The 26,028-nt window shown below is 69.1% G+C and carries 25 protein-coding genes; 9 read left to right on the top strand and 16 right to left on the bottom strand.

What is annotated here, in order from left to right; all coding sequences use genetic code 11:
• Complete coding sequence (locus P0Y60_07160; protein WEK62513.1) at window positions 1–1,668, bottom strand: thiamine pyrophosphate-binding protein; 1,668 nt, start codon at window positions 1,666–1,668, stop codon at window positions 1–3.
• A gap of 160 nt (window positions 1,669–1,828) precedes the next feature.
• Between P0Y60_07160 and P0Y60_07155 the strand changes: the two genes are divergently transcribed.
• Window positions 1,829–2,557: an FCD domain-containing protein gene (locus P0Y60_07155; protein ID WEK62512.1), complete on the top strand. Its 729-nt coding sequence runs from the start codon at window positions 1,829–1,831 to the stop codon at window positions 2,555–2,557.
• Between the two features lie 9 nt (window positions 2,558–2,566).
• Here P0Y60_07155 and P0Y60_07150 read toward each other — a convergent pair whose 3' ends face one another.
• From P0Y60_07150 to P0Y60_07135, 4 genes are read right to left on the bottom strand one after another with little or no spacing between them, the layout of a single operon-like run.
• On the bottom strand, window positions 2,567–3,760 hold the full coding sequence (locus P0Y60_07150; GenBank protein ID WEK62511.1) for an amidohydrolase: 1,194 nt from the start codon (window positions 3,758–3,760) through the stop codon (window positions 2,567–2,569).
• Window positions 3,757–4,275, bottom strand: a complete 519-nt coding sequence (locus tag P0Y60_07145; protein ID WEK62510.1) for a hypothetical protein — start codon at window positions 4,273–4,275, stop codon at window positions 3,757–3,759. Before P0Y60_07145 ends, P0Y60_07150 begins: the two co-directional genes overlap by 4 nt.
• 20 nt (window positions 4,276–4,295) lie before the next feature.
• Entirely contained in the window at window positions 4,296–5,498 is a 1,203-nt protein-coding gene (locus P0Y60_07140) for an aromatic ring-hydroxylating dioxygenase subunit alpha (protein WEK62509.1), read from the bottom strand.
• Window positions 5,499–5,517: 19 nt separating this feature from the next.
• Window positions 5,518–6,486: a PDR/VanB family oxidoreductase gene (locus P0Y60_07135; GenBank protein WEK62508.1), complete on the bottom strand. Its 969-nt coding sequence runs from the start codon at window positions 6,484–6,486 to the stop codon at window positions 5,518–5,520.
• A gap of 125 nt (window positions 6,487–6,611) precedes the next feature.
• On the opposite strand from P0Y60_07135, the gene hisC reads away from it, so the two are divergent.
• Window positions 6,612–7,709, top strand: coding sequence for a histidinol-phosphate transaminase (gene hisC / locus P0Y60_07130; GenBank protein ID WEK62507.1), 1,098 nt, complete (start codon window positions 6,612–6,614; stop codon window positions 7,707–7,709).
• Window positions 7,710–7,715: 6 nt separating this feature from the next.
• Here hisC and P0Y60_07125 read toward each other — a convergent pair whose 3' ends face one another.
• Both P0Y60_07125 and P0Y60_07120 read right to left on the bottom strand, forming a co-directional pair.
• Complete coding sequence (locus P0Y60_07125) at window positions 7,716–8,819, bottom strand: winged helix DNA-binding domain-containing protein (protein WEK62506.1); 1,104 nt, start codon at window positions 8,817–8,819, stop codon at window positions 7,716–7,718.
• 130 nt (window positions 8,820–8,949) lie between these two features.
• Window positions 8,950–10,398 carry a glyceraldehyde-3-phosphate dehydrogenase gene (locus P0Y60_07120; GenBank protein ID WEK62505.1) on the bottom strand — a complete coding sequence of 483 codons (1,449 nt, stop codon included), beginning with the start codon at window positions 10,396–10,398 and terminating at the stop codon, window positions 8,950–8,952.
• A gap of 163 nt (window positions 10,399–10,561) precedes the next feature.
• Here P0Y60_07120 and P0Y60_07115 point away from each other — a divergent pair, with 163 nt between their 5' ends.
• Window positions 10,562–11,905, top strand: a complete 1,344-nt coding sequence (locus P0Y60_07115) for an amidohydrolase family protein (GenBank protein ID WEK62504.1) — start codon at window positions 10,562–10,564, stop codon at window positions 11,903–11,905.
• 124 nt (window positions 11,906–12,029) lie between these two features.
• Here the strand turns inward: P0Y60_07115 and P0Y60_07110 are convergent, their stop codons facing one another.
• The 7 genes from P0Y60_07110 to P0Y60_07080 form a co-directional block, all read right to left on the bottom strand.
• Window positions 12,030–13,019 carry a methyltransferase dimerization domain-containing protein gene (locus P0Y60_07110; protein WEK62503.1) on the bottom strand — a complete coding sequence of 330 codons (990 nt, stop codon included), beginning with the start codon at window positions 13,017–13,019 and terminating at the stop codon, window positions 12,030–12,032.
• A 77-nt stretch (window positions 13,020–13,096) separates the two neighbouring features.
• Window positions 13,097–13,795: an alpha/beta hydrolase gene (locus P0Y60_07105; protein ID WEK62502.1), complete on the bottom strand. Its 699-nt coding sequence runs from the start codon at window positions 13,793–13,795 to the stop codon at window positions 13,097–13,099.
• 34 nt (window positions 13,796–13,829) lie between these two features.
• Entirely contained in the window at window positions 13,830–14,417 is a 588-nt protein-coding gene (locus tag P0Y60_07100; GenBank protein ID WEK62501.1) for a TetR/AcrR family transcriptional regulator, read from the bottom strand.
• Window positions 14,418–14,494: 77 nt separating this feature from the next.
• Window positions 14,495–15,328, bottom strand: a complete 834-nt coding sequence (locus P0Y60_07095) for an ATP-binding cassette domain-containing protein (GenBank protein WEK62500.1) — start codon at window positions 15,326–15,328, stop codon at window positions 14,495–14,497.
• Window positions 15,325–17,148 carry a dipeptide/oligopeptide/nickel ABC transporter permease/ATP-binding protein gene (locus P0Y60_07090; protein WEK62499.1) on the bottom strand — a complete coding sequence of 608 codons (1,824 nt, stop codon included), beginning with the start codon at window positions 17,146–17,148 and terminating at the stop codon, window positions 15,325–15,327. Before P0Y60_07090 ends, P0Y60_07095 begins: the two co-directional genes overlap by 4 nt.
• Window positions 17,145–18,086, bottom strand: coding sequence for an ABC transporter permease (locus P0Y60_07085; GenBank protein ID WEK62498.1), 942 nt, complete (start codon window positions 18,084–18,086; stop codon window positions 17,145–17,147). Before P0Y60_07085 ends, P0Y60_07090 begins: the two co-directional genes overlap by 4 nt.
• Window positions 18,087–18,186: 100 nt before the next feature.
• A complete protein-coding gene (locus tag P0Y60_07080) occupies window positions 18,187–19,716 on the bottom strand; it encodes an ABC transporter substrate-binding protein (protein ID WEK62497.1) in 1,530 nt (509 codons plus the stop codon).
• Window positions 19,717–19,954: 238 nt separating this feature from the next.
• Between P0Y60_07080 and P0Y60_07075 the strand changes: the two genes are divergently transcribed.
• Window positions 19,955–20,347, top strand: a complete 393-nt coding sequence (locus P0Y60_07075; protein WEK62496.1) for a VOC family protein — start codon at window positions 19,955–19,957, stop codon at window positions 20,345–20,347.
• On the opposite strand, the gene P0Y60_07070 is transcribed toward P0Y60_07075, so the two are convergent.
• Window positions 20,284–21,702, bottom strand: a complete 1,419-nt coding sequence (locus P0Y60_07070; protein WEK62495.1) for a DUF222 domain-containing protein — start codon at window positions 21,700–21,702, stop codon at window positions 20,284–20,286. The two genes, P0Y60_07075 and P0Y60_07070, sit on opposite strands and share 64 nt — an antisense overlap.
• 167 nt (window positions 21,703–21,869) lie before the next feature.
• Here P0Y60_07070 and P0Y60_07065 point away from each other — a divergent pair, with 167 nt between their 5' ends.
• From P0Y60_07065 to P0Y60_07055, 3 genes are all read left to right on the top strand, one after another.
• The gene (locus tag P0Y60_07065) at window positions 21,870–22,253 is read left to right on the top strand and encodes a multidrug efflux SMR transporter (GenBank protein ID WEK62494.1); all 384 of its coding nucleotides are present in this window, start codon (window positions 21,870–21,872) and stop codon (window positions 22,251–22,253) included.
• Window positions 22,250–22,573: a multidrug efflux SMR transporter gene (locus tag P0Y60_07060; GenBank protein WEK62493.1), complete on the top strand. Its 324-nt coding sequence runs from the start codon at window positions 22,250–22,252 to the stop codon at window positions 22,571–22,573. Before P0Y60_07065 ends, P0Y60_07060 begins: the two co-directional genes overlap by 4 nt.
• 118 nt (window positions 22,574–22,691) lie before the next feature.
• Entirely contained in the window at window positions 22,692–23,072 is a 381-nt protein-coding gene (locus tag P0Y60_07055) for a DUF4259 domain-containing protein (GenBank protein WEK62492.1), read from the top strand.
• A gap of 9 nt (window positions 23,073–23,081) precedes the next feature.
• Here the strand turns inward: P0Y60_07055 and P0Y60_07050 are convergent, their stop codons facing one another.
• Window positions 23,082–24,044 carry an aldo/keto reductase gene (locus tag P0Y60_07050; protein WEK62491.1) on the bottom strand — a complete coding sequence of 321 codons (963 nt, stop codon included), beginning with the start codon at window positions 24,042–24,044 and terminating at the stop codon, window positions 23,082–23,084.
• A gap of 100 nt (window positions 24,045–24,144) precedes the next feature.
• On the opposite strand from P0Y60_07050, the gene P0Y60_07045 reads away from it, so the two are divergent.
• Both P0Y60_07045 and P0Y60_07040 read left to right on the top strand, forming a co-directional pair.
• The gene (locus P0Y60_07045) at window positions 24,145–24,879 is read left to right on the top strand and encodes an SDR family oxidoreductase (GenBank protein ID WEK62490.1); all 735 of its coding nucleotides are present in this window, start codon (window positions 24,145–24,147) and stop codon (window positions 24,877–24,879) included.
• 10 nt (window positions 24,880–24,889) lie between these two features.
• A complete protein-coding gene (locus tag P0Y60_07040; GenBank protein WEK62489.1) occupies window positions 24,890–25,990 on the top strand; it encodes a zinc-binding dehydrogenase in 1,101 nt (366 codons plus the stop codon).
• The last annotated feature ends 38 nt before the right edge of the window (window positions 25,991–26,028 follow it).

The following is a 26,028-nucleotide window of genomic DNA, read 5'->3' as shown; positions in this document are numbered from 1 at the left end:
TCAGACCCCTGCCCGCTGGATCAGGTGCGATCCAGGAGCGAGCGGTGCCGGACGCGGCACGCCCTCGTGGATCAGATGCCACGGAGAGGGGAACTCCCCCACCGGCACGTTGATCAGGATCGGCTCGTTGGCGGGGATCGCGTCGGCGAGGACGCCAGCGAGCTCCTGCGGCGTGAACGCCTGGGCGGAGCGGATGCCGAACGCGTCGGCCAGCACGCCGTAGTCCGGGTTGGTCAGATCGCTGGCGAAGTAGCGGGCCCCGTAGCGGTTCTTCTGGATGCGGCGCACGTTGCCGTAGAAGCCGTCGTGGAACACGATCGTGACCAGTCCGAGCCCGTAGCGCTTGGCCGTGGAGAGCTCCTGCAACGTCCAGGAGAAACCGCCGTCGCCGTTGACCGAGACCACGGCGCGAGAGGGATCAGCTGCCTTCACACCGAGCGCCGTCGCGAATCCGTAGCCGAGCGTGCCCTGATAGCCGGGGCCGATGTAGGTGCGCGGCCGGTAGGCCGGGTAGCAGGCGCTGGCCGCGTAGCCGACCTGCGTGAATTCGCTCACGAACACGCCGTCGTCTGGCAGCGCCGCGCGGATCGTGGAGAGGTACTCCCGCTGCGGGGCGATGTCGTCGAACTGCTCCGCGAGCCAGGAACGCACGCGGGCGAACTCGCTCTCGCGCGACTCCTGCGCCGGCGACCCGACCTCGGCGGCGAGCGCGGACAGCGCCAGTCGGGCGTCCGCGTGCAGCGACAGGGCGGATGCGCGGGGGGCGCCGAGGTCGGCCTCCTCCGCGTTGATCAGGATCACCGGGGCACCGTTGGTGTCGACCTGCGTGCCGAACGTCGACACGAAGCGCGTGCCGACGGCGAGCACCAGGTCGGCGTCCCCACGGAACGCGCGCAGCGCCAGGGAGTCGAAGGACAGGCGGTGGCGGGCGTCGAGCGCTCCGCGTCCGTTCTCGGTCATCAGCACCGGAGCCTCGAGGGCTTCGGCGAGGGCCTGCAGGGCGACCGAGGCGTTCGAGGCGAGTACTCCGCCGCCGACCACGATCATCGGACGCTTGGCCGCGAGGAGCCGTGCGGCCGCATCACGGATCTGCTGCTCATCCGGCACCAGGGGTGCCGCGGCGACCAGCTCGGCGGCGGCGGCACGCGAGGTGGCGGCCAGCACATCCGGCGGCACCTCGATCGCGACGGGGCGCGGACGGCCGCTGCGCAGCTGCACGAATGCCTCGCGGACGAGCCCGGGAATCTCGTCGGCGGATCGGGCGGTGCCCGTCCACTTGGTCAGGCGCTCCAGAATGCCGGTCTGGTCCGGCAGCTCGTGCAGGGCACCGAGTCCGCGACCGATGGCCTTCGAGTCGATCTGGCCGGCGATCAGCAGCATCGGCGAGTTGGCCGAGTAGCCGGTCGCGACGCCGGAGAGCGCGTTGAGCACACCGGGGCCGGGAACGACCATCGCGACGCCGACCTCTCCGGTGCTGCGCGCGTACCCGTCGGCCATGTACGTGGTCGCCTGCTCATTGCGTGCGCAGATGAAGTCGACCTGGTCGGTGCGGGACTGGAGGGCGTCTGCGGCGGCATCGAGCTGAACGCCCGGAATGCCGAAGATCGTCGAAACGCCCTGGTTGATCAGGGAGTCTGCGAGCAGATCGCCACCGGTGGGGTCGGTCATCTGATTCCTCTCGTGAGCAGCATTGCGTGATTGACTGTATTAGATACATTCAATTACTGCAAATAACAGTTTCGCCTCGTGTCACACCCCGGAAGCGTCACGCGGTACCTAGGATGTGAGGGATCCGCTCCACATCCCCGATCTCGACAGAAGGACGACCGTGGCCACCACCCAGGAGGAAGCGCGAACCTTCCAGCGCGTCGCGCCCGCCCAATCCGTGGCCGACAGGGTCGTGACCGAGGTCGAGGCGATGATCAAGTCCGAGGGACTCACCCCCGGCCACCGCATCGGCACGCGGCAGGAGCTGTGCGAGCAGTTCGGCGTCGCACCGGCCACCCTCGGCGAGGCGCTGCGTGTGCTGCGCGCCCGCGGCTCCGTCGACCTGCGCCCCGGCCCGGGCGGCGGCATCTTCGTCGCCGACCAGTCCCCGCTCATCCGCCTCGCGCACAGCGTGCTGCGGCTGCGCCAGACCGGCGCTCCCGTGAACGATGTGATCAAGGTTCTGGACGCGCTCGACGAGGCCGTCATGCACGACGCCGTGCTGCATCGGACCGAGGCGGACATCGCCGAGCTCGACACGGTGATGGCCGAGCTGACCGAGCACTGGCACGACCCGATCGAGGGCCTGCACGGCAACTGGCGGTTGCACCGCCGGATCGCCGAGATCTCGCCGAACGCCGTGCTGCGCACGTTCTACCTCAACCTCGTCGACTACATCGAGGGTGAGACCGCGGGCGCCGCCGGCGACGAAGCACTCGCCGTGCCCGGGTTCCGCCAGGACACCGACGAGCGCCTGCACATCCACACCGCGCTGATCGAGGCCATCCGCTCCGGCGACATCGAGGCCGGGCGCAAGGCCGTGCTCGACCACCGCACGCTCGGGCGCTGATCGGTCTCGTCAGACCCCTGTGGCGGCGTAGACCTCTCGCCCGTCGATGAACACCCGGCGCACGATCGACGCCACCTCCAACGGATCCCCGGACCAGATCACGACATCGCCGTCACGGCCGGCCTCCAGCGCGCCGACGCGGTCGTGGATCCGCACGATCTCGGCCGCAGACGCGGTCATCGCCGCGATCGCCGCATCGCGTGGCAGCCCGGCCCGCACCGCGACGGCAGCCTGCAGGGCGAGATGCCCGATCGGGACGACCGGGTGATCCGTGGTCAACGCGATGCGCACGCCCGCCGCCGCGATCGTCGCCAGGTGGGCCGGATCGGCCTCGCGCACCTCGACCTTCGAGCGACTCGACAGTACCGGTCCGAAGATCACCGGCACATCCCGCGCTGCGAGGCGATCGGCGAGCTTGTGCGCCTCCGTGCCATGGTTGAGCACCAGACGCAGACCGAACTCCTCGGCGAGCCGGAGCGCTGTGGCGATGTCGTCATGTCGGTGCACGTGCTGATCCCAGCTGAGTTCGCCAGACAACGCTTTCGCCAGCGCTTCTTTGCCGAGATCACGGGCGAAAGGAGCGCCGTCGTCTTGGGCCTTGGCGCGACGGGCGACGTAGTCCTGCGCGTCCACCAGCGCCTGACGGATCACGAAGGCGACTCCCAGCCGGGTGGAGGGCAGCTGTGAACGCTTGCCGTACGTCTCCTTGGGGTTCTCGCCGAGCGCGGACTTCACGCTGACTTCGGCGCAGATCACGCGGTCGTCGACGGCGGGTCCTCCCCCCGTCTTGATCGCAACGCTCTGCCCGCCGATCGGGTTGCCCGACCCCGGCTTGACGACCACCGCCGTCACTCCTCCGGCGAGCGCGTCACGGAAGGCGATGTCCTCGATGTTGACGGCGTCGATCGCACGCACACCCGCGGTGTTCGGCATCGACACCTCGCTGCCGTCGAATCCCGCCGGCCCGTTCGCCTCCTCGTGTGCACCGATGTGACTGTGCGCGTCGATCAGACCGGGGAGCACCCAGGCTCCGGACGCGTCGACGACAGGCGTGCTGTCAGGGATGCGCACGCCGGGCCCGACGGCGCTGATGCGCCCGTCCTGCACGAGCACGGTGGCACGGGCGAAGTCATCGCCGAGGCCGGTGAGGACCCGTCCGCCGATGATCGCGACGTCGCCGGCGATCGCGGGGTCCCCCGTCATCCCTGCTCCTCCGCGCCCGGCACGGGACGCCCGAGCTGGTCAACCCGTGCGCGCAGTTCCGTCGGATCGACGCCGAGGATGCCGACCGTGGGATCCACCCGCACGATCACGCCGTCGTCGCACACGGGCGCCTCTCCGTGCAGATCCACGACCGGGTCGTCCACCCACACCCACGGCAACGCACCGGCGTAGTCGCGGATCATCCGCAGTTTGTCGAACTGCACGGGCAGGAACGGCCAAGGCTCCTCAGGCAGGTCGAGCGCCTGGCGGAACGCAGTGTGGGCGTTGTGCCCCCACTCCGAGGCCCAGACGATCTCGAAACGCTCGGCCAGCTCGGCGAGCCGCGTGGCGGCGGCATCCGGGATCGCGACGTCGCGTACCCACCGCCCCCAGGCCGAGAGGTGGTGCACCGAGACCGGTACCGCCGCTTCACCCTCCAGCACGACGACGCCGCTGATGCCGAGCACGAGCAACGGGCGATCTCCCCGGGGCGGACGAGCGGTGTACTTGGCCATGTCAATCGTCCTTCGTCATCTCAGTCGTCGACTGCTTCGGCGAGCAGCGGAGCATCCGCCTCACCCTCGAAGTAGTTGCCACCCTCGATGCGCACCAGACGCTCGGACTCGTCGAAGAAGACGCCCACGGGGTCGCCTCCCCCGGCGACCGCGCGGTGCTGCTTGGCCATCATGCGACGGATCATCGCGATGCCCTGATCTGTCGTCGTCAGGTGATCCTCGGAGTGCAGCGAGATGGACCCCTGGGACTTCTGGGCCTCGTAGTCACCGGGAAGCCGCTGGTGCTCGATCTCGGTGAGCTCCTTCCACGGCTTGCCCTCGTGCGTCGACCGCAACTTCGCGAGGAAGTCGGAGTCCTCGTCACGGGCCACCGTGAAGATACGGAAGTTCGTGTCATCCATCGGCACCACCCAGCCGATCATGTTCGTCTGCCCCGAGCTGAGCTTGGGACTGGCGACCACGCGCAGGTTCGGGAAGATGACCTCGGTCACGCGCCGGAGCTGACGGCCGTCGCCGAGGTCGCGCATCTGGATCGAGCGCACCCCCAGCGGTGTGTACTCGTAGCTCACCTCTGGGATCAGTGCCATCTCCGGCGTGAACTGGTTCCCGCTGAAACGGGCATGCAGGATCGGCACGTGGAACGGGTCCATCACGTTCTCCCAGTGCTGCAGCCAGTTGAAGTCGAGCACCGCAGGGCCGCCGCCGCCGACGCCCTGGTCGTTCACGATCAGCTGCTCACCGGGGGCGAGTTCTTCGAGCGTGTCGTAGCGCGGCAGCACGGGCTTCTTGTCGGGCGGGCCCAGGTATGCCCAGAGCAGTCCGTACTGCTCCTCGACCGGATACCAGGGCTGACGCACGCGATCGCGGTGCAGTCCGAGGTCGGGCTCGCAGGGCTGCTCGAGGCAGTGCCCTTCGGTATCGAACACCCAGCCGTGATAGCAGCAGCGAATGCCCTCGTCCTCGACCCCGCCGTAGAACAGCGACGCGCCACGGTGGATGCATCGCGGGTGCAGCAGTCCAGGCTTGCCCTTCCTGGTGCGGAACAGCACGAGCTCCTCGCCCAGCACCCGCAGCGAGATCGGACGCGTCGTCGCATCCTCTACCTTCGCCACCGGATGCCAGTAGCGACGAAGCACCTCGCCGTAGGGGGTGCCTGGCCCCACCTGAGCGAGCTCGTTGAGGGGCTGCCCCAGGCGGAGGCCATAAGCGGTTCCGGTGTCCATGTTGTCTCCGTTTCGGATGTCAGATGTCGAGGACGAGCGTGGAGTCGAGGGAGCGGGAGACGCAGATCATCATGGTCTCGTTGCTCTCGCGCTCCTCGGGGGTGAGGATCGAGTCGCGATGTTCGGGGGCGCCGTCGATGACGGTCGTCTCGCATGTGCCGCACACGCCCTCGAGGCACGAGCTCGGCACGCCGATGCCGGCCTGCTCGAGCATCTCGAGGATGCTGCAGCCGCGTTCGACCGTGACGATGAGCCCGGAGGCCTTGGCTTCGACCTCGAAGGTGTCGGCACCCTGGGATTCGCCGAACACCTTCGCCTGGAAGCGCTCGAGATGCAACGCGCCCTGGGGCCATCCGCTGCTGAGTTCTTCCAGTTCGTCGAGCATGCGGGCCGGACCGCAGGCGTACACGCCTGTGCCTTCCGGCACAGCGCCGATCCAGCCGGCCAGGTCGAGCCGCTCCTCGCGGTCGCGGCTGACGAGCCTTGCGGTCTTCGCGCTGAGGTGCGGGGCGGAGACGAACGCCATGCCGTCACTGCGGGTACCGAGGTAGGCGAGCCGCCACGGAATATCCCGGCGGTCGGCCTCGGCGATCATCGGCAGGATCGGGGTGATCCCGATGCCGCCGGCGAGGAACACATACGCGTCGGCGTCTTCGAGCGCGAAGTGGTTGATGGGAGCGGATGCCGTGACGGGATCTCCCGTGCGCAGGGTCTGGTGCACGTAGCGGGAGCCTCCGCGGCTCGGAGTCTCGGCCAGGACGGCGATGCGCCAGGTGCGGAGGTCGGCCGGATCGGAGCACAGCGAGTACTGGCGCTCGACGCCGTTGGCGAAGCGCAGATCGATGTGCGCGCCCGGTGTCCATGCCGGCAGAAGAGCGCCGGACGGGTCGTCGAGTTCGAGGGACAGCACATCGTCGGCCTCCCGACGCATCGCACGGATCCGGAGGTCGAGGGGCTGCGAGGAGACCTCGGCCGAGAACTGAGACACCGTCGTGCCGCTCCTTCCGTCATCCGATCACCCCTGATCGAATTGACAACATTGGATATAGTCAATTGCGATACTATGAATCCCGCCCGGGACTGTCAAACGGGCGAAGATCGAAAGGCGGAACGATGTCGGAGCTGAGACTGCGTGAGGATCTGAGCGCGATCCCGGACTACAAGCCCGGGAAGACGACGACGCAGTCGGCTCCCGCCGGAGCGGTGTTCAAGGTCTCGTCGAACGAGAACCCGTATCCGCCCCTGCCGTCGGTGGCCTCGGCGATCGCCGACCGGATCACGAACATCAACCGCTACCCCGAGACCGCTGCCACCGCCGTCGTCGCTCTCCTGTGCGAGCGGTTCGAGGTGTCCCCCGCGAACATCGTGCTGGGCAGCGGATCCGTCGAGGTCGTCTCTCAGCTCATGCGCGCCACCTCCGGCGAGGGCGATGAGGTCATGTTCGCGTGGCGGTCGTTCGAGGCCTACCCGATGCTCGTGCGGGCCGCCGGCGCCACTCCCGTCGCCGTCCCCCTCACCACCGATCACCGGCACGACCTTGATGCGATGCGCGCCGCGATCACCGAGCGCACACGGCTCATCCTGGTCTGCAACCCGAACAACCCGACGGGAACCACGATCGGCGAAGACGAGCTGACCGCATTCCTCGACGCTGTGCCCGCCGACATCACTGTCGTGATCGACGAGGCGTACGTGCACTTCAACGAGCGCGCGGACTCCCCCTCCGGCATCGAGTACTTCCGCCGCTATCCGAACGTCGCGGTCGCGCACACGTTCTCGAAGGCCTACGGGCTCGCGGGTCTGCGCGTCGGCTACGCGATCGCGCCCGAACGTCTCGCCGGGGCGCTGCGCAAGGTCGCGATCCCCTTCGGCGTCACGGATCTCGCGCAGGCCGCAGCCGTCGCCTCCCTGCAGGCGGAGGGTGAGCTGTCGGCCCGCGTGGCCGACCTCATCGCCGAGCGCGAGCGCGTCGTCAGCGCTTTCCACGCTGCGGGCATCGACCTGCCCGAGACGCAGGCGAACTTCATCTGGGTGCCGTTCGGCGATGCCACGACAGCGGCGGCGGAGCTTCTCGAAAGCCACGGGCTGCTGGTGCGCCCGTTCGCCGGCGAAGGGTTCCGCGTCACGATCGCCGAGCGCGAGGCCAACGATCTGCTCGTGCGATTGGCCCCGGAACTGGCCGCCCTGCGCACGCCGGTCTCGGCCGGTTGACCTGACTCACCCGGCGATGAATGCGGCGTATCTGGCCAGCGCCTGATCGATCGACTCGCGGGTTCTCGCCTCACCGGCATCCGATCCCGGTGCCGACCGCGTCTCTGCGGGCCCTGCTCCGAACAGTTCCGGAACAGGGCTCGCAGAGCGTCGACCATCCGCCGTGGAGTGCCCCCAGACGCCGATGACCCCGCCATCGGCGACCACCACCGGGCGCACCATGCCGTTCTTGCCCGGGCCGATGGCGGCGAGATGCTCGGGTGCGCAGACGGTCGTGCGATCGGCGTACGAGATGTAGTACTCGTCGAAGGCTCCCAGCGCATGCACGTGCGGCGCGGACGATGAGCGACGCGGCCGATCCGTCGACACGAAGAGCCCGCTCTCGACCTCGACCACCCGATCCGCCGCCCGCCCGGCCGCCTCGCGGGAGAGGCCGAGCGTGAGCCCCGACCACCAGGCGAAGTCGGCAGCTCCGGCCGGGCCGTGACCTGCGATGTAACGCACGAAGAGTTCGGCGAGCGGGTCGTCGGGGCGCGCATACTCACTGATGTGCTCATCGACCAGCACGAAGCGCTGTTCGCGGGCAACGCCGTCGCGCGGCACCACCGGGCCCTGGCAGATCAGCCCGTCGATCGTGAGGGTGAACAGCAGGTGGAGGCCGCGCTGCCCTGTGGGGTCGATGCCGATGCCCTCGAGCAGCGCGAACACCTCGGCGCGGGTCAGACCCCCGTCGCGCAGCGCCGGTGTCAGCGCACGCACGGCGGCCGAGACCATGGCGTCGTCGATCCCGAGGTCGCGGTGACGCGAGGCTGCCTGTTGGCGCTGCCGCCCGGCGGTGACCTCCAGCATCCACCCCAGATCGCGCGCGGGCACCGTGTGCAGCGTGCCGCGCATGGTCCACGCCCGCACGATCTCGCCGCGATCGAAAGCCGCGTCGACGACACTCAGACCCGGCTCCCCCCGCGTGCGGGTGGCGAGAGCCCACCGACCAGCCGTGAAGTCCTGACTCTGCACCGCGAGCATGTGCTCTGCGGCATCCGCCACGGACCGCGCCGGAGCGGAGAGCCGGTGCGACCGGAGCCGCTCGGACAGCAGTGGCGCGTGCGTCATGCCCCCATCATGCCCGGGGCCTCCCGCATTGCGTCGAAACGGAGACCGATCCGCCCGTCGCCGGTGCGGCGCATGACGACGCGCCGTGCCGATGGCATCCGCTCTCCGTTTCGAGCGCGCAGCCCACCCGTCAGCTCTGCAGCGTCACCTCGCGGCGGACCGGCAGCACGACGGGGTGGGACCCGGCCATGACCTCCAACACGCGGATGACCTGGCAGGAGTAGCCGTACTCGTTGTCGTACCAGACGTAGAGCACGACGTCGCTGTCGTTCGCGATGGTCGCGAGACCGTCGACGATGCCCGCCCGGTGCGAGCCGACGAAGTCGGTGGAGACGACCTCCGGGCTCTCGACGTAGTCGATCTGCTGGCGCAGCTTGGAGTGCAGCGACACCCGGCGCAGGTAGTCGTTGAGCTGTTCCTTCTCGGCTGGTCGCTCCAGACTCAGATGCAGCACGGCGAGTGAGACGTCCGGCGTGGGCACGCGGATAGCGGAGCCCGTGAGCTTGCCTGCGAGTTCGGGGAGCGCCCGGGCGACGGCCTTCGCGGCCCCGGTCTCGGCGATGACCATGTTCAGCACGGCCGAGCGTCCGCGGCGGTCGCCGCTGTGGAAGTTGTCGATCAGGTTCTGATCGTTCGTGAACGAGTGCACGGTCTCGACGTGGCCGCGCACGATGCCGTACGCCTCATCGATCGCCTTGAGCACCGGGGTGATGGCGTTCGTCGTGCACGACGCGGCGGTGATGATCCGATCGTCGGGTGCGATCGTGGCGTCGTTGATGCCGTGCACGATGTTCTTCAGCGCCCCCTTGCCGGGAGCGGTGAGCAGCACGCGGGCGACGCCCTTCGCCTCGAGGTGGCGGCTGAGGCCCTCCTCGTCGCGCCAGCGCCCGGTGTTGTCGACGACGATCGCATCCTGAATGCCGTACGCGGTGTAGTCGACGGATGCCGGATCCCCCGAGTAGATCACCTGGATGCGGGTGCCGTTCGCGATGATCTGCTCGTTCTCCTCGTCGACCGTGACCGAGCCGGCGAAGCGACCGTGCACCGAGTCGCGCAGCAGGAGGGACGCACGCTTGACGAGGTCGTTCTCGGAGCCGCGGCGCACGACGATCGCGCGCAGGCGCAGTCCGCTGCCGCCGCCCGTGTGGGCGATCAGGATGCGGGCGAGCAGCCGGCCGATGCGACCGAAGCCGTAGAGCACGACGTCGGTCGGCGCGGCGGCGACCGCGCCGATCGCGGGGGCGAGCGCATCTGCGAGGTAGGTGTCGAGCGGCTCCCCGCTCTCGGCATGACCGGCCACGAGACGCGCGACGTCGAGCGACGAGGCGCCCGGCGCGAGCGCGGCGATGGCCTCGAGCACGGCGAGGGTGTCCGCGAGCGGCAGCTGCTCGTGACCGAGCTGGGTCACACGCTCGTGCACTTCGACGAGACCGGTGGCCGACAGGCCCAGAAGCCGGTGTCCGTGCAGCGAGGTGACCACATCGTGTTCACGCTTGAGTGCGCCGATGAGCGGGATCATCCGCTCCGCCAGCTCTTCTCGCGCCGTCCAGTCGTCGTGGGGTGCGGCGGAATCGTTCATCTGCGTCCTTGCATGTGTGAGCGCGCACCGAGATCACCGGCGCGCGAGTTGCCGGGTGGGTTCGGGGGATGCCTCCCAGCGTACGCGGCCGGGGCGGGCGCTACGAATCGGCCGGTCTCGCGCTCCCCCTGCGCCCACATTTTACGTCTACACTGGTGGAATAATGAGTGAGACAATCCCCGGCGACGATGCCGACCTGATCATCCGCGGCGGGCGGATCCACACGTTCGACGACCGCGACTCCACCGTGAGCACTCTCGCCGTCCGCGCGGGGCGCATCGTCGCGCGGGACGCCGACGCCGAGAAGCTCACGGCCCGCCGCACGATCGAGCTCGACGGGCGCACCGCGATCCCGGGGATCAACGACGCCCATCTGCACGCGGCCTGGCTCGGTGCCCGATGGCCCCACCTGTTCTTCTCGGACACGCCCCCGGAGGATCAGCCCTCCGGCCGACTGGTCACGACCGAGACCGAACGCCGCGCCGCCCTGACCCGCGCCTGGGGCCTGCTCGCCGAGCTCGGCATCACGAGCTACACCGAACCGGGCATCGGACCGGGGGAAGACGACGGAGAGACCGGATGCTTCGGCTCCGACATGCTCGCCACCTACACCGCCCTGCATCGCGAGCGCGCGCAGACGTCTCGCGTGACGTTGCTCCGCCTGTTCGGCACGATCGACGGCGAGAGCACTCTGGACGATTTCGAGCGGGGCATCCGCACGCCTCCACCCGTCGCCGATGCGCGCTGGCTCGCCGTGAACGGGGTGAAGATCTTCGCCGACGGCATCCCTCCGATGGCGACCGCCTGGGTCGAGGAGCCCTACCCCGACGGGTCGACCGGGGAACTCCTCACCCGTGGCGACGCGGAGCCTCTGACCGCGTTCCGACGCATGATCGAGCTCGCCGCCGCGCGGGGGCTGCAGATCGCCGTGCATGCGACCGGTGACCGCTCGATCACCGAGTTCCTGGCCGCGCTGGAGGGTCTCGTCGATGCTCCACCCACCGCGGGTCCGCACTACGTGGTGCACGGCGACCTTGCGACCCCGGCGCAGATCGCACGGATGCGGCAGCTCGGCACCGGGTTCGCGGTACAGCCGCTCATCGCGGCCCACACGCATGCCTGGGCGGGCGCGCAGCTCGGACCCGAGCGACTGGCCCGCGCCTGGCCGCTGCGCGAGATGCTGGACGCCGGCACCCTGACGACCATCACGAGCGATGCCCCCATCGCGACCCCCGACTGGCGGATCGGCCTCGACTCCTCCCTCGCGCTGCTCTCCGCCGCCGGACGAACGGATGACGTGGAGCTGCGCGGCACACTGCTGCGCACCATGACGGTCGACGCCGCGCGCCAGGACGGCGCCATGGCGTGGAAGGGATCGCTCGAGGTGGGCAAGGTCGCCGACATCACGGTCCTCGACGAGGATCCCCGAGAACCGGGTCGCGCGTTCGCATCCCTCGGGGTGGCGCGCACGATCGTCGACGGTCGCAGCGTCTACCTCCGCGACTGATCGGTTCGCTCGACTGGCCGCGAACGAAACGGCGGGCGGCATGTTCACGCATGCCGCCCGCCTCTGATCCCCCTCGGACCAGCCTTTCCGCCCCGGCGCCGATACGCGCACGCCGGGGCCGTCTTCACACCGCCGTCGCGACCAGCACCCGCGGGCTGCCGGGGAGGGCGATCTTGTCGCGCACCTGCCAGCCGGCATCGGCGAGCCATCCGCGCACCTGCGCCTCGGGGTAGACGATCGTGCCATCGATGACCAGGTACTCCCCCGCGTGCAGAGCGTCGAGTCCTCGCTGCTCCGCATCGTCGTCGAGGAAGAAGTCGAGCACCGTGAGGGTGGCCCCGGCAACCGCCGCGGCACGGAGGTTGCGGAAGATCTGCGCGTTCTCCTCGGCGCTGAAGCGGTGGATCACGTGGTTCGCGAACACCGCGTCGTACTCACCCGCAGGCGTCGCGGTGGCCGTGTCTCCCACCTCGACGACGGCGCGATCGGCGACACCGGCCGCCTCGACCGCATCGGCAATGCCGTCCTCGAACCCGGAGGCGTAGAGGAAGGTCGTCTGCAGCTGCGGGTTCCGAGCCATGACCGACAGCGCGAACTCCGCAGACAACCCTCCGAAGTCCAGCACGCGCGTGGCTCCGGAGAGGTCGATGTGGCGGCCGAACTCCTGCGCGTGCAGGCGGTTGTACGTCATGACGCCGGCCATGAAGGTCGCCCAGCGCGCATCGTCCATCTGCAGGTCGCCCGGTTCCGTGGTGTCCACCGTGTGCGCGAACTGGAGCCAGTGCGGGTAGCTGATCTCGTCGAGGAAGGTCAGGAACGGTGCCAGGTCGATGTCGGAATCCGCTCCGGTCAGGTACGCGGCTGCCTCCGGGCTCGTCTCGTAGCGTGCATCCGCGCGCACGAGCAGTCCCTTGGCCGCCATCGCGTCGGCGAGCAGACGCGCGATCCGTTCGCTCACGCCGCAGCGCTCGGCGATCGCCTCTGCCGTGTCGGCGCCGGCGGCGACAGCGGAGAACAGTCCGATCCGGCTGGCCTGGAAGAGCTGCTTCGACGCCATGTAGCCGGTCGCGATGTCGAGGATGCGCGCCGCGTCGGGAGTGGAGGTGTGGGTCATGGTGACCGCCTTTCGTGTGATCTATCTACAGTTGTGGAAAATAATTGACAGCGAGAAGTCGAGATGCAGGATGCCGTTCAGCCGGCGAGGAAGTTCCGCACGGCGTCCCGGAACTCCGGCGCGTGCAGCGCCGCGAGGTGGTCTCCGGGCACCCGCGTCGTTCGCGCGTCGGGCAGCAGCGCGGTGAGCGCATCGATCCCCGCCGCCATGCCGTCATCCGCACCGCCGAGGAGCATCACCGGCATCCTCGGGCCGTCGTGGTCCGGCGCGAACGGCTCTGCCGCGAGCCCCTCGATCAGATCGATCAGCGCATCCGGCCGATTCCCGGGCAGCGAGATCATGTGCCCGATCATGGCCGTGAGTGGATCGCTCGGTGCCGGCCCGCCCGCGAGCGCCGCACGAGTAGCGGCGAGATCCACGGCAGCGAAGGGCTCCCCCGCGCTGAGTCCGCCGAGCACCAGCCGGCGCACGGTGACGTCGGGCCGCCTCGCCAGATCCCAGGCGAGACGTGCACCGAGCGAGTACGCCACGACATCGACCTCCTCCGCTCCGATACCGGTCGCCAGGGCATCGAGCACGGCAGACGTCCCCGACACTCCGAGTGCGGGGCTGTCACCGTGCGCGGGAAGATCGACCACGAGCCGCGGCCGGTCGTCGAACACGGCGGCCCATTCGGCCTCGGGCCAATCCTGTTCCCCGCGCGAGGCGAGTCCGTGCAGGAACACGACCGGTCGCCCGGAGCCCGGGTGGTGTGCGATGGAGAGTGGGGATGTCACGGTGCGCCGTCCTGTCGGATCCGGCGCGCCGCGGTCAGCCGAGCCGCGCCAGGAACTGGTCGATATAGGTCTGGTAGTCGGCGATGCGCTCGCCGTCGGGGTACATGAGGTTGATGACCGTCGCGCCGACCGCGACCGAGATGAACTCGTTCGCGAACGGGGCGTAGTCCTGCTCCCGGATGGCCCCCACCTCGCGGGCTGCCTCCATCCGCTCGACGAGCATCGCGTGCCAGCGGCCGAGATGCGTGCGGTAGAGCTCCGTGAGGGAGTCGTTCGACATCGCGTACTCCCAGAGTGCCAACAGCACGCGTCCGCTCGCGATCTCGTCGACGGCGCTCGGCAGCGTTCCCTCGAGCACCTGCCTGAGCATCTGCTCGGGCGTCGCGCCCGCCGAGATCGACTCCTGCAGCCATTCGTCGTGCTCGTGCAGCACGGTCTCGAACGTCGCCGCGACGATGCTCTCCTTGCCGGGGAAGTAGTGCTTCAGCGCACCGTTCGCGAAGCCCGCCTCCGCCGCGATGCTGCGCATCGTGGCCGCCTCGAACCCACCCTTGAGGATGATGCTCTTGGCCACCTCGACGATGTCCCGTCGACGCTGGTCGTGGTCGATGATCTTCGGCATGGAGTCCTTCCGGCCGGTTCTGGATCGGCGATCCTCCGCACATTCCGCGTCGGCGCGGGGAGGGATCGGGCCTGGAGCTACCGTACCGCCGCATCCGGCACCTCCCGCAGAGCGAGCCATTGTGCACGGCGGGCGCGTTGCGCCGTGGGGTCGGCGACCGGAGAGGCAAGCCGTAGCCGCTCGGAGTACGCATGCTGTGGCGCCCGGGTGACCTGCTCGCCCTCGCCCACCTCGACCAGCTCGCCGCGATACATCACGGCGACCCGATGGCAGACGCGGCGCACGACGCCCAGGTCGTGCGAGACGAAGAGGTACGACACCCCGGTGTCGCGCTGCAGCTCGATGAACAGATCGAGGATCGTGGCTTGCGTGGTGAGGTCGAGCGCGCTGACCGGCTCGTCACACACGATGAGCCGTGGCCCTCGGACGAGGGCACGGGCGATCGCGATGCGCTGCCGCTGCCCTCCCGAGAATTCACTCGGGTAGCGGTCCATCGCGGCGACGGGCAGGCTCACCCGATCGAGCATCTCCCGCACCTTCGCCTCCGCCGCCTTCGCTCCGATGCCGGTGGTGAGCAGAGGTTCGGCGAGGATGTCACCGATGGTCATGGCCGGATTCAAGGAGCCGTAAGGATCCTGGAACACGACCTGCACGTCATCCGCCAGCGCACGGCGCCCGCGCCCGCTCAGCCGCGTGATGTCCTGACCGTCGAAGCGGATACTGCCGCCCGTGACCGGCGCGAGTCCGAGGATCGCCTTGCCGAGAGTGGACTTGCCCGAACCGGATTCGCCGACCAGCCCAAGGCATTCGCCCGGCGCGATGTCGAGCGAGACACCGTGCAGCGCGCGGAAGGCGCCGCGTCCGCGGCCGTATTCGACGACGAGGTTCTCGACCTCGATCAGCGCGTTCATGCGTTCACCTCCGTGATCAGTGCGGACGGCCTGGCTGCCCGATCGAGCGCGGCACGCCCATCCGCATCGTCGAGCGACGCCGCGATCAGTGCGCGCGTGTACTCCTCGGTGGGAGCCGCGAACAGGTCGTCGACCGGGCCTGACTCCACGATGTCACCGCCGCGCATCACGATCACGCGATCGCAGATGTCGGCCACCACGCCGAAGTTGTGGGTGACGATCAGCAGCGCCATGCCGTACTCGGCCTGCAGCTCGCGCAGCAGTTCGAGCACTTCCGCCTGCACCGTCACGTCGAGGGCCGTGGTTGGCTCGTCGGCGACCAGCAGCGACGGCTTGCCCGCGATCGCGCCCGCGATCAGCACGCGCTGCGCCATGCCGCCGGACACCTGATGCGGGTAGCTGCGCATCACCCGGTCGGGATCGGCGAGCCCGACCCGCAACAGCATCGCGCGTGCGCGCTCCTTCGCTGCCGCCCTGCTCAGCCCGTGGGTGCGACGCAGCGGCTCGATGAGCTGGTGGCCGATCGTGTACGAGGGGTCGAGGTTGCTCATCGGCTCCTGCGGCACGTAGCCGATGGAGCGGCCGAGCAGCGCCTGTCGCTGCGACGGTGTCGCCCGGGTGACGTCGGTGCCGCCGACCCAGATCGCATCGGCGACCGCGCGGCCGGTCGACGGCAGCAGGTCGAGCACCGAGAACACGGTCTGCGACTTGCCTGAACCCGACTCCCCCACGATGCCGACGACCTCGCCGGGCGCGACATCGAGGGTGACGCCGTGCACCACCTCGGTCTCGCCTGCAGGCGTGGCGTGCGCGACGCGCAGGTTCTCGATCCGCAGCGCTGCCGCTGCAGCCTCGTGCCGCGTAGACCCCGTCGCCGCGACGATCGGCGCCGGGGCGGTCGACGGCGCGGCCGATACGGCGGAGCGCGTGCGCCGGCGGGCAGCGCGCGGCGTGCGTACCTGCACGAGTTCGGCGAGGGTCGATCCCATGATCGCGAGCACGGCGATCGTGAGACCGAGCGCCGCCGAGGGCCACAGCAACATGAGCGGATAGGTGAGCATGAGGCGGAAACCCTCGAGCATCATCGCACCCCAACTGGGGACGTTCGAGTCGCCGATGCCGAGGAACTGGAGGCCGGCCTGCATGCCCATCGCGATGCCGGCGGTGAGGGCGGTCTGGATGATGACCGGCGGGTACACCGCCGTGATCACGTGCCGGAAGATGATGCGCGCGTCCGAGAGCCCGGAGACGCGGGCGGCGTCGATATAGGGCTCGCCCCGCACGGCGAGGGTCTGGGACCGGGAGATACGGAAGTAGCCGGGCACCATGAACACGCCGACCGTGGCCATCAGCACCTCGAAGTTGTTGCGACTTCCCGCTGCGACCACGAGCAGGATGATCATGCCGGGGATCGACTGCAGCGCGTCGCTGATCCAGGTGGCGACCCGGTCGAAGACTCCGCCGAAGTACCCGGCCGCGACGCCTGACGGCACGCCGATCACGAGCGCGGTCACGATCGTGATGAGCGCACCCCACAGCGTCGTGCGGGTGCCGTAGATGAGGCGGGAGAGGATGTCGCGGCCGGTGGAGTCTCCGCCGAGGAGGTGCTCGGGACCGGGAGCGGCCTTCGCCGCGGCGAGGTCGACGAAGTTCGGATCCATGGGCGCGAGCAGGGGCGCGAAGACGCCCACGAGCAGGATCAGCAGGAAGATCGCGAGCGGGATGTAGCCCCCGGGGTGGCGGAGGAAGCGGCGGAGCAGGCTGGATCGGCGCTTCTGCGCAGCACGGTCGAAGGCGACGCGGATGTCTGTGGTGGTCATGCGACGCGCACCTTCGGGTTGATCCAGCCGAGTACGAGGTCGAGCAGGAGGTTGATGAGGACGACGAAGACGATCGAGATCACGGTGATGCCGAGCAGCATCGGGATGTCGCCGTTCTGCGAGGACTGGTTGGTGAGCTGTCCGAGACCGGGGAGGCTGAAGATCTGCTCGACCACGATCGCCCCGGAGAGCAGCCCGACGAACATCAGCGCGATCACCGTGAGCGCTGCCGGGGAGGCATTGCGCAGGATGTGCAGGTTCACCCGCGTCGGCGAGAGCCCGCGGCTGCGGAGGGTGCGCACCCAGTCCTGGCGGCTCTGCGCGATGACGGCGTTGCGCAGTTGCTCCGACACCGCGACGATGCCGCCGAGGGCGAGCGAGATGGCCGGAAGGGTGATCGAGCGCAGCCACCCGTCGACCGACTGCGTCGGGGGCACGTAACCGACGGCGGGAAACCACTTCAGCTGCACCGCGAGCCACATGACCAGCACGAGGCTGACCCAGAACCCGGGAAGTGCGAAGAGCACGACCGAGATGCCCTTGATGATCCGGTCGAACCAGGTGCCGGGACGCAGCCCCGTGATCATGCCGAACGCGACGCCGATGACGGCGGTGATGAGGGTGGCGAAGGTGACGACCGAGAGAGTGACGGGCACCTTGATCGCGAGCTGATCGGCGACGGGCTGGAAGTTGCGCCAGGAGACCCCGAAGTCCAGCAGCGCGGCGTGCGAGAGCCAGTCCCAGAACTGCACCAGGAGCGGGCGGTCGAGACCGATCTTCTCGGCGAGTGCAGCCTGCTGGGCGGGGCTCGCCGTGGTGCCCAGCAGCGCGGCGGTCGGATCGCTGATCGCCAGATGGGCGAGGAAGAACGTGCCGATCGACACCGCGACGAGCAGGAGGATGCCGGACAGCACCCGCTTCGCCGTGAACAGAAGCATGAGGACCTCTCGGAGGGTCGGAGGGGGATGGATGCCGGGGCGGCTCCCGGTCCGGATCGCCGCGGTCGCGATGATCCGGCCGGGGGCGCCCCGACGGGCGTCAGCCCTGAGTGATGTAGCGCAGGGTGGGGAACATCATCCCGACCACCGGCTGCAGCTGGATGCCGGCAGCGGTGTAGTAGATGTTGTTCGCCTGGTACCAGACCGACCACCACGCCTGGTCGACGAGCGCCTGGTTCAGCTCCTGGATGGCGGCCGTCTGCTCATCGCCGCGGGCGCTCTGCACCTTCTCGACGAGCGGGGCGATGACCTCGTTCTTCGCGTAGTCGGGCTCGGGGTTGAACCACTGCACACTCGTGAGCTGACGGGAGACCGTCGCGACGTCGTTTCCGTCCATGGCCAGGAACGAGATGAACATCGGGTAGTTCGGCGCGTTCAGCTGGTAGTCCGGCATCTGCATGTTGTCCCAGGTGACGGTGATGCCGAGCTCGTTGAGGGCCTGCTCCGCAGAGGGCTTCCACATCTCGAAGATCGGCGACATGGGCATCGAGATCTCGAAGCCGTCGGGGTAGCCGGCCTCTGCCAGCAGTTCCTTGGCCTTGTCGATGTTGTAGGCGTAGGTCTCGTTCAGCGACGGATCGTTGATGGTACCGCCGTCGGGGAACACCTGATTGGTCGCGACCCCTGCCCCACTGCCGACCGCGGCGAGCACTGCGGCGCCGTCGAAGGCATAGTTCAAGGCCTGGCGCACTTCGAGCTTGCCGAGGGGTTCGCTCTTGGCGCCGGTGTGGTCGGTGATCACGAGACCAGCCCAGCCGGAGACGCGCTGTGCGACGTTCCACCCCTGCTGGTCGGCCTGCTCGAGGTTCGCGACATCCCCGTACTGCACGTTGATCTGTCCGCTGAGCATCGCGTTGTGGCGTGCCGTGGCATCCGTGATCGGGAAGATCGAGAGCTCGGCGAAGGGGTATGTCTTGGCGTCCCAATGGTCGGCGACCTTGGTGAAGTGGTACTCCGCGCCGGCGACGCTGGTCGCGCTGTCGAGCACGTACGGTCCGGAGCCGATCGGCTCCTTGCCGAGCGAGTCGGCGTCGATGGATGCCGGAGACATGACGTAGCTGCGACCGAGGCCCATCAGATACAGGATCGTGTCATCGCGCTGCGTGAGCGTGATGCTGATCGTGTCATCGTCGACCTTCTCGAACGAGGAGACGTTGAGGTAGGCCTCCCCCGACCGAGCTCCGGCCTTGAGGTACTCGAGGCTCTTGACCACGGCGTCGGCGTCGACCGGTGTGCCGTCACTGAACACGGCGTCGGTGCGGATGTCGAGGTCGATGCTGAGGTCGTCGTCAGCGACGGTCCACGCGGTCGCGAGCGACGGGATCGGGTTGCCGTCCTTGTCGAGGGCGATCAGGGCGTCGTAGACGGCGGACAGGTACGGTCCGTCGAAGCCGATGTCGGCGAGCGACGGGTCCCACGACGTGACGTCGAGGAAGTTGCCGATGTTCAGGGCGTCAGGGCTGTCCACGCCGCTGCCGTCGGACGGAGTCGGTGCGGCTCCGCCGCTGCAGCTGGTGAGCGCGAGGGCCGCGGCGAGGGCCGCGGCGATCGCAAGGGGCATTCGTTTCATGGTTCCTTCTCTCGGGTGCAGGGAGTGGTGAAGAAGGTTCGAAGAGCCACTGGCCGGAGAGCCGGATCAGACGCCACTTCGATGTGTCGTGCTGGTTAGTCTACATGCGTGGAAAAAGAGCGCAAGGACATTCTGGGGCGAGGAGTGCGGCATCCATGCCTGGGGACGCACCCGGCTTGTCCGAGCGCGCAGGGCTTGGTCGTTTCAGGAGAGCGGGTGCTGCTGCAAGACTTGCTCCGTGTCGGGATTGCATCACGTGGAGATCTGGGTCGCTGACCTCGCGCAGGCGAGATCAGAGTGGGGCTGGTTGTTGCGCGAGCTCGGTTTCGCACTCACGAGCGAATGGAGCGAAGGCGAGTCCTGGTCAGCGGGCGGCGTGTACCTCACGCTCACGACGTCGCCGACTCTGTCCGGTTCGGTGCATGACCGCCGAGCGCCGGGGGTGAACCACCTCGCTTTCGCGGCGGGTGGCGCCGACCGTGTCGATGCGATGATGGCTGCCGCTCCAGCGCACGGCTGGCGACCGCTGTACTCGGAGCGCTACCCCCACGCGGGAGGCCCGGATCACTACGCCGGCTGGCTGGAGAACACCGCCGGCTTCAAAGCCGAGATCGTCGCCGACGAGTCCTGATGACGCGTGCGCACCTCAGGCGCGATGTCGAAGCGGGCCCTGCCGCCCAGCCGTGGGGTGCGCGCGGGGTCGACACAGCGGGGCGGGGTGAACCAGACCCGGGCGGTGGTGCCGGTGCCGTCGATGCGGATCTCCCAGTCGTTGTCGTGGATGCGGTGGTGACATGTCTCGCACAGCAGCACCCCGTTGGACAGGTCCGTCGGCCCAGTATCGCGGCGCCACCATCGGATGTGGTGCGCTTTCGTCATCTCCGGTGGCAGCCCGCACATCGCGCACCCGCCATCACGTTCCACCAACGCGAGGCGTTGCGCTCGGGTGAAGAGGCGTTTCTCTCTGCCCCAGTCCAGGATCTCGCTGTCTGAGCCCATCACCCAGGGAATCACTCCGGCCCCGGCGGCCATCCGTCGTGCCGCTGCGACGCCGACCGGGGCCTCGATCCCGTCGATCGTCGCCGCCCCGGTACCGGATTCCAGGTCGTCCAGGGTCATCCGCACGATCACCGTCGCTCCCGCCAACGGCACCCGGGTGTCGCAGTCGATCATGTGCGCGCAGAACGCGACCAGCGCGTCGGCCTGGATCATCGGGACCGTACGCCGATCCGCATCCACCGCGTCGGGGTGCGGGGCATCCTTGCGCGCTGCGAACGCCGCCGTGACGAACCCGCGCACCGCCGCAACGACCGGGGCGGCACTCTCCGCATCCAGGACCGCGTTCAGGTGCAGCATCTCGTCACGCTCGAACATCGTCAGCGCCCGCTTCGCCCGCCGCTCCTCGTCTCGCGACGGCACCCCGTCGGGGTCCAACCACGCCTCCGCCCGCACGACCAGCTTGCGCACCGCATCCAGCGCCAGTCCGGCCGCCGCCTCCACCAGTGCCCGCTCCCCCTCGGCGACCCGCACCGCCCCGGCCGCCACCCGGCAGCGTTCCAGCGCTCCGATGATCAATGCCGCCGCCTGCGCACTCAGCGCCCCCGAGGCCAACGCCTCCCGAACCCGCGGGTACTTCGCCGGCAACCGCGCTCCGAGAAGATCCGCCCGCGGCGCCGTCGCCTCCCCCACCGCCACCAACCGGGACGCATCCCCCGCCGACACCCCCGTCGTAGCTGCGATCAACGTCGCCGGATTCCGGAAACCCTGCTGCTTCGCCAGACTCGCCGCGCCCAGCTCCGGCCGCGACTCCCGGGCGATACCCGCCGCGACCGCCACGTGCACGGACGACAACCGCCGCTGCAACACCCCGATCGCGTCATTGACCGCGACCAACTGCTCCCGCGTGAGATCTTGCGCGTCATCCGCCCCCGCCCAGGCTGCATCGAGGCGACCCAACGCCTCGTGCACCCCGACCAGTTTCGACATACCTGATTTTACCTCGAGCGAACCCCGAGTATCGAACATATCTTCGATACAATGCCGGTATACCAGCATCCGAGGAGGGTGATCCGCCCTCCCGTTCACCCACCGGACAGGGAATCCTGAGAGCATCCGACGCGTTCTCTCCACGGACGCATCCGAAAGGCCTCTCGATGACAGACCACCCCCGCCGCTCGGCGTGGCCACCGCTCCTGATCGCCATCGCCCTGGAGGTCACTGCCACGCTCTCGCTACGCGCTGCCGAGGGCTTCACGCACCCGCTGTGGCTGATCCTCGTGGTGATCGGATACAGCGGTTCCCTGTGGTTGCTCTCGATCGTCCTCGACAGGGGCATGGCGGTGGGCGTCGCGTACGGCATCTGGTCGGCGATCGGCGTCGTCCTCACCGCGGTGCTGGGCACCGTGCTGTTCGGCGAGCTGCTCGGGCCCGTGCAGATCATCGGCGTCGGAGTGATCGTGATCGGGGTACTCCTGGTCGAGCTCGGCTCTCACACCCGCGAAACGACCGCCGTGACGACGACGGAGGCCACATCGTGACCTGGCTGCTGCTCGCCCTCGCGATCGCCAGCGAGGTCACCGCGACGCTGAGCCTGCGCGCCTCGGAAGGCTTCCGCCGCAAGCGCTGGATTCCGGTGATCGTGGTCGGCTACCTCGCCGCGTTCACTCTGCTCGGCACGATCCTCGCGATGGGGATGCCGGTGGGCGTCGCCTACGGCATCTGGGCGGCTGCTGGAGTCGCCGTGACTGCGATCCTCGGGCGGGTGATCTTCAAGGATCACTTCTCGGCGCTGATGGCAGTCGGCGTGGCCCTCATCGCGGTCGGCGTCGCGATGATCGAGTTCGGGGGCGCGCACTGAGGCGCACCCCGTGCGGCGAAACACCGCGCGGTGAGCGCCCACCCTCGGGTCGACCTGCTTGGCTGAAGTCGATCCGACGGCAGAGGCCGACACGGCATTCCGATGAGGAAGAGGACGCATGGGCACGTGGGGACCGGGCAACTTCGACGACGACACCGTCGCGGACGGACTGAGCGAGATCACGGACGGTCTCATCGCGAAGATCGCGGAGGTGTTCGCCGATGAGGACGACGACACCGAGCTGCAGCCCGACGAGTGGGGAGGGTCGATGGCGCCCGCCTGGCTGGAGCTCCTCACCGATATCGGATCCGCCGGACGGGTGGGGGCGACGTTCCCGTCGCGCAGCACGCTCGAGTCCTGGCGAGACCGGTATGTGCGCGTGTGGGACGAGTACATCGACGAACTCGACCCCGATGAGGACTACCGCATCGACCGGCGTCAGGTCATCGTCTCGACCTTCGAACGCGCGGTGGCGCTCGCCGTCGAACGCGAGGCGTAGGCCGCCCTTTCACCACACCCCGTCGGCGCGCACCTCGCGGTCGACCCAGCACTCGGCGAGCGCAGCCCTGACCTCGTCACCGTGATCGCGCGCCAACGCGAGTGCCGCGTGGTTCTGCTCCAGCTGCTCGAGGCGTGACGCACCGAACAGCACGTTCGCGGTCGCCGGATTCGACAGGCAGAATGCGATCCCGAGCGCGGCAGCCGTGACGCCGAACTCCCCCGCGACCCGCTCGACCTCGGGGTAGATCGCGGCGATCCGCTCACGGATCCCGCCGACGTCGGCGCCGATCTTGCGCTGCGGCGAGCGCCCCGTGGCGAGGATTCCCCCTTCGAACACATCAGAGGCCTGCAGGGTCAGCGTCCCGTCGGCGAACAGGGGGCCGTACGCGTCGCCCTCCGCCATCGAGCGACGGGCGATGCCGTACTTCAGTTGCGCGAAGACGGGCCCGGTGACACCCTGCGCCTCGGCCTCCGCCAGAGCCTCCCGCGTCTGCGCGATCCGCCAGTTGTTGATCCCCCAGGATCCGACCAGCCCCTCGTCGATCAGCGCGTTCACGTCGGCCACGAGGCGTGGCATGTCCGGCGCGTCGAGGTAGTCCCCCACCACCAGCGTGTCGAACCCGTCGAGGCCCGCACGCTGCAGCGACTCGACCAGCTGCGCGCGGAAACCCTGGTTCGGCCAGTCCCACAGCCACAGCTTTCCGCACAGCACGATCTCGGAGCGGGCGACTCCGCTCACGCGAAGGGCTTCGCCGAACAGGATGTCGGTCCGCGAGTTCTCGGCGTGCGGACCCATGTTGTAGTAGGCGACATCGAAGAACCCGGCGTCGCGCTCCACGGCACGGCGGATCACGGCGACCGCCTCGTCGGGCGCAATCCGGTCCCACGTGTTCCAGGATCCGAGCGCCAGTGGAGGCACCGTCGCTCCCCCGGAGACCAGGGCGCTGGCGGGGTATGTCGATTCGGGCATGAAGACTCCTTCGGCTCCGCATGACACGGGGTTGTGTTTTTCTATGTTTGTAGAATATAACGGACACATCCCGTCAGAACACCCGTCAGTGAGGACGAACATGACCGAATCCCCCCGCCGCATCCTGGTCACCGGAGGCGCCTCCGGGCTCGGTCGCGGCATCGCGTCCGCCTTCCGCGCGGAGAGAGCCGAGGTCTTCATCGGCGATGTGGACGCGGATGCCGCCGCCGCCGTCGCCGCCGAGATCGGGGCCACCGCGCTCGCACTCGACATCGGCGACGAAGCATCCGTCCTCGCCGCGGCCGAGCACCTCACAGCCACCGGGGGACTCGACGTGCTGGTCAACAACGCCGGCATCGTCGCGGGCGGCGGCACGCTGCAGGAGGTCCCGGTCGACGTCGTCGATGCGGCCCTCCGGGTCAACGTCCGCGGCACGTTCCTGATGCTCCGTGTGTTCGGCGCGATGCTCGCGACGGCCGGCCGCGGCGCGATCGTGAACATCTCCTCGATCGGCGCCCGACAGCCGACCCCGGGCCTCGGCCACTACGAGGCCACCAAGGCCGCGGTCGACGCGCTCACGCGCACCGCCGCGATCGAGCTCGCCCCGTCCGGAGTGCGCGTGAACGCGGTGGCCCCCGGCCCCGTGCTCACGCCGCTGACCGCTGCGTTCGCCTCGGATCCGCAGGCGCGCGCCGCCTGGGAGTCGCGCATTCCGCTGGGCACGATCGCCGAGGTCGACCAGATCACCCCGCTCGTACTCTTCCTCGCGAGCGACGCCGCCAGCCACATCACCGGAGTCTCCGTCGCCGTCGACGGCGGACAGCTCCTGGTCTGAGAGGACCCCCATGACGCTCCCCACCAGTACCCGCGCCGCCGTGCTCACGGCACACGGCGAACCGCTCACCCTGCAGGATCTGCCGCTGCCCGCCGACATCGAACCCGGCGCTGCACTCGTGCGCATCGCCTGCACGACCCTCTGCGGCACCGACATCGAGATCTGGGAAGGGCGCATGACGTTCCCCGGCATGCTCCCGATGGTGCTCGGGCACGAGATGGTGGGCGAGATCGTCGCCACCGGCCCCGACACGCGCGACGCCCTGGGCCGCCCCCTCTCCCCCGGCGATCGCATCGGCTGGTCAGAGTCGACATGCGGTGAATGCCACGGCTGCGTCGTGCTGCGCGAGCCGGTCGCCTGCTCCCGCCGAGGGTACGGCTTCCTGCAACGCTCTGATGTGCCGCCGTTCGCCACCGCCGGGCTGGCGGAGTACGCCTATGTCACCCCTGCTGCCGCGAAGCTCCTGCTCCCGGCATCCGTCAAGGACACCTGGGCGTCGATGGCGGGATGTGCGGCGAAGACCGTGCTGCGATCGTTCGAGCGCGCGGGGCGCATCCGCCCCGGATCGAGGGTCGTCGTGCAGGGGGCAGGTGCGCTCGGCATCTTCGCCACCGCCGTCGCCAAGATCGCCGGCGCCGGACAGGTGATCACCGTCGGCGCCCCCGCGCCACGGCTGGAGCTCGCCGCGCGATTCGGGGCGGATGCCGTCGTCGACTTCCGCGACGGTCCCGTCGTCGATCAGGTTCTCGCACTCACGAACGGCAACGGTGCCGACCACGTGTTCGACTTCGCCGGCGCTCCGAGCGTCGGACCGGATGCGATCGGCATGGCAGCCCAGCGCGGCACCGTCGTGATCGTCGGATCGACCGGGCCGGCCGGAGACGGCTTCCCGCTCAGCGCGATCATGGGCAAGGAGCTCACGCTGGTCGGCTCACTCAACGGCGACATCTCGGACTACGCCAGGGCGATCGAGTTCTTCAGCGCCTTCGGGGACCGCTACCCCTGGGACGACCTGTTCAGCGCCCCTGTCGGCCTCGCCGAGGCCTCGGCCAAGATCGCCCGGATGCACCACCTCGATGAGGTCAAGGCCGTCATCGATCCCCGACTGTGAGGACGACCATGACCCTTCTTCCCGCACTTCCCCTGCCC

This window comes from Candidatus Microbacterium colombiense (genome assembly GCA_029203165.1).
Lineage (GTDB): Bacteria > Actinomycetota > Actinomycetes > Actinomycetales > Microbacteriaceae > Microbacterium > Microbacterium colombiense.
Note: the sequence above shows the minus strand (reverse complement) of the source record. Positions and strands in the feature narration are given on the sequence as shown.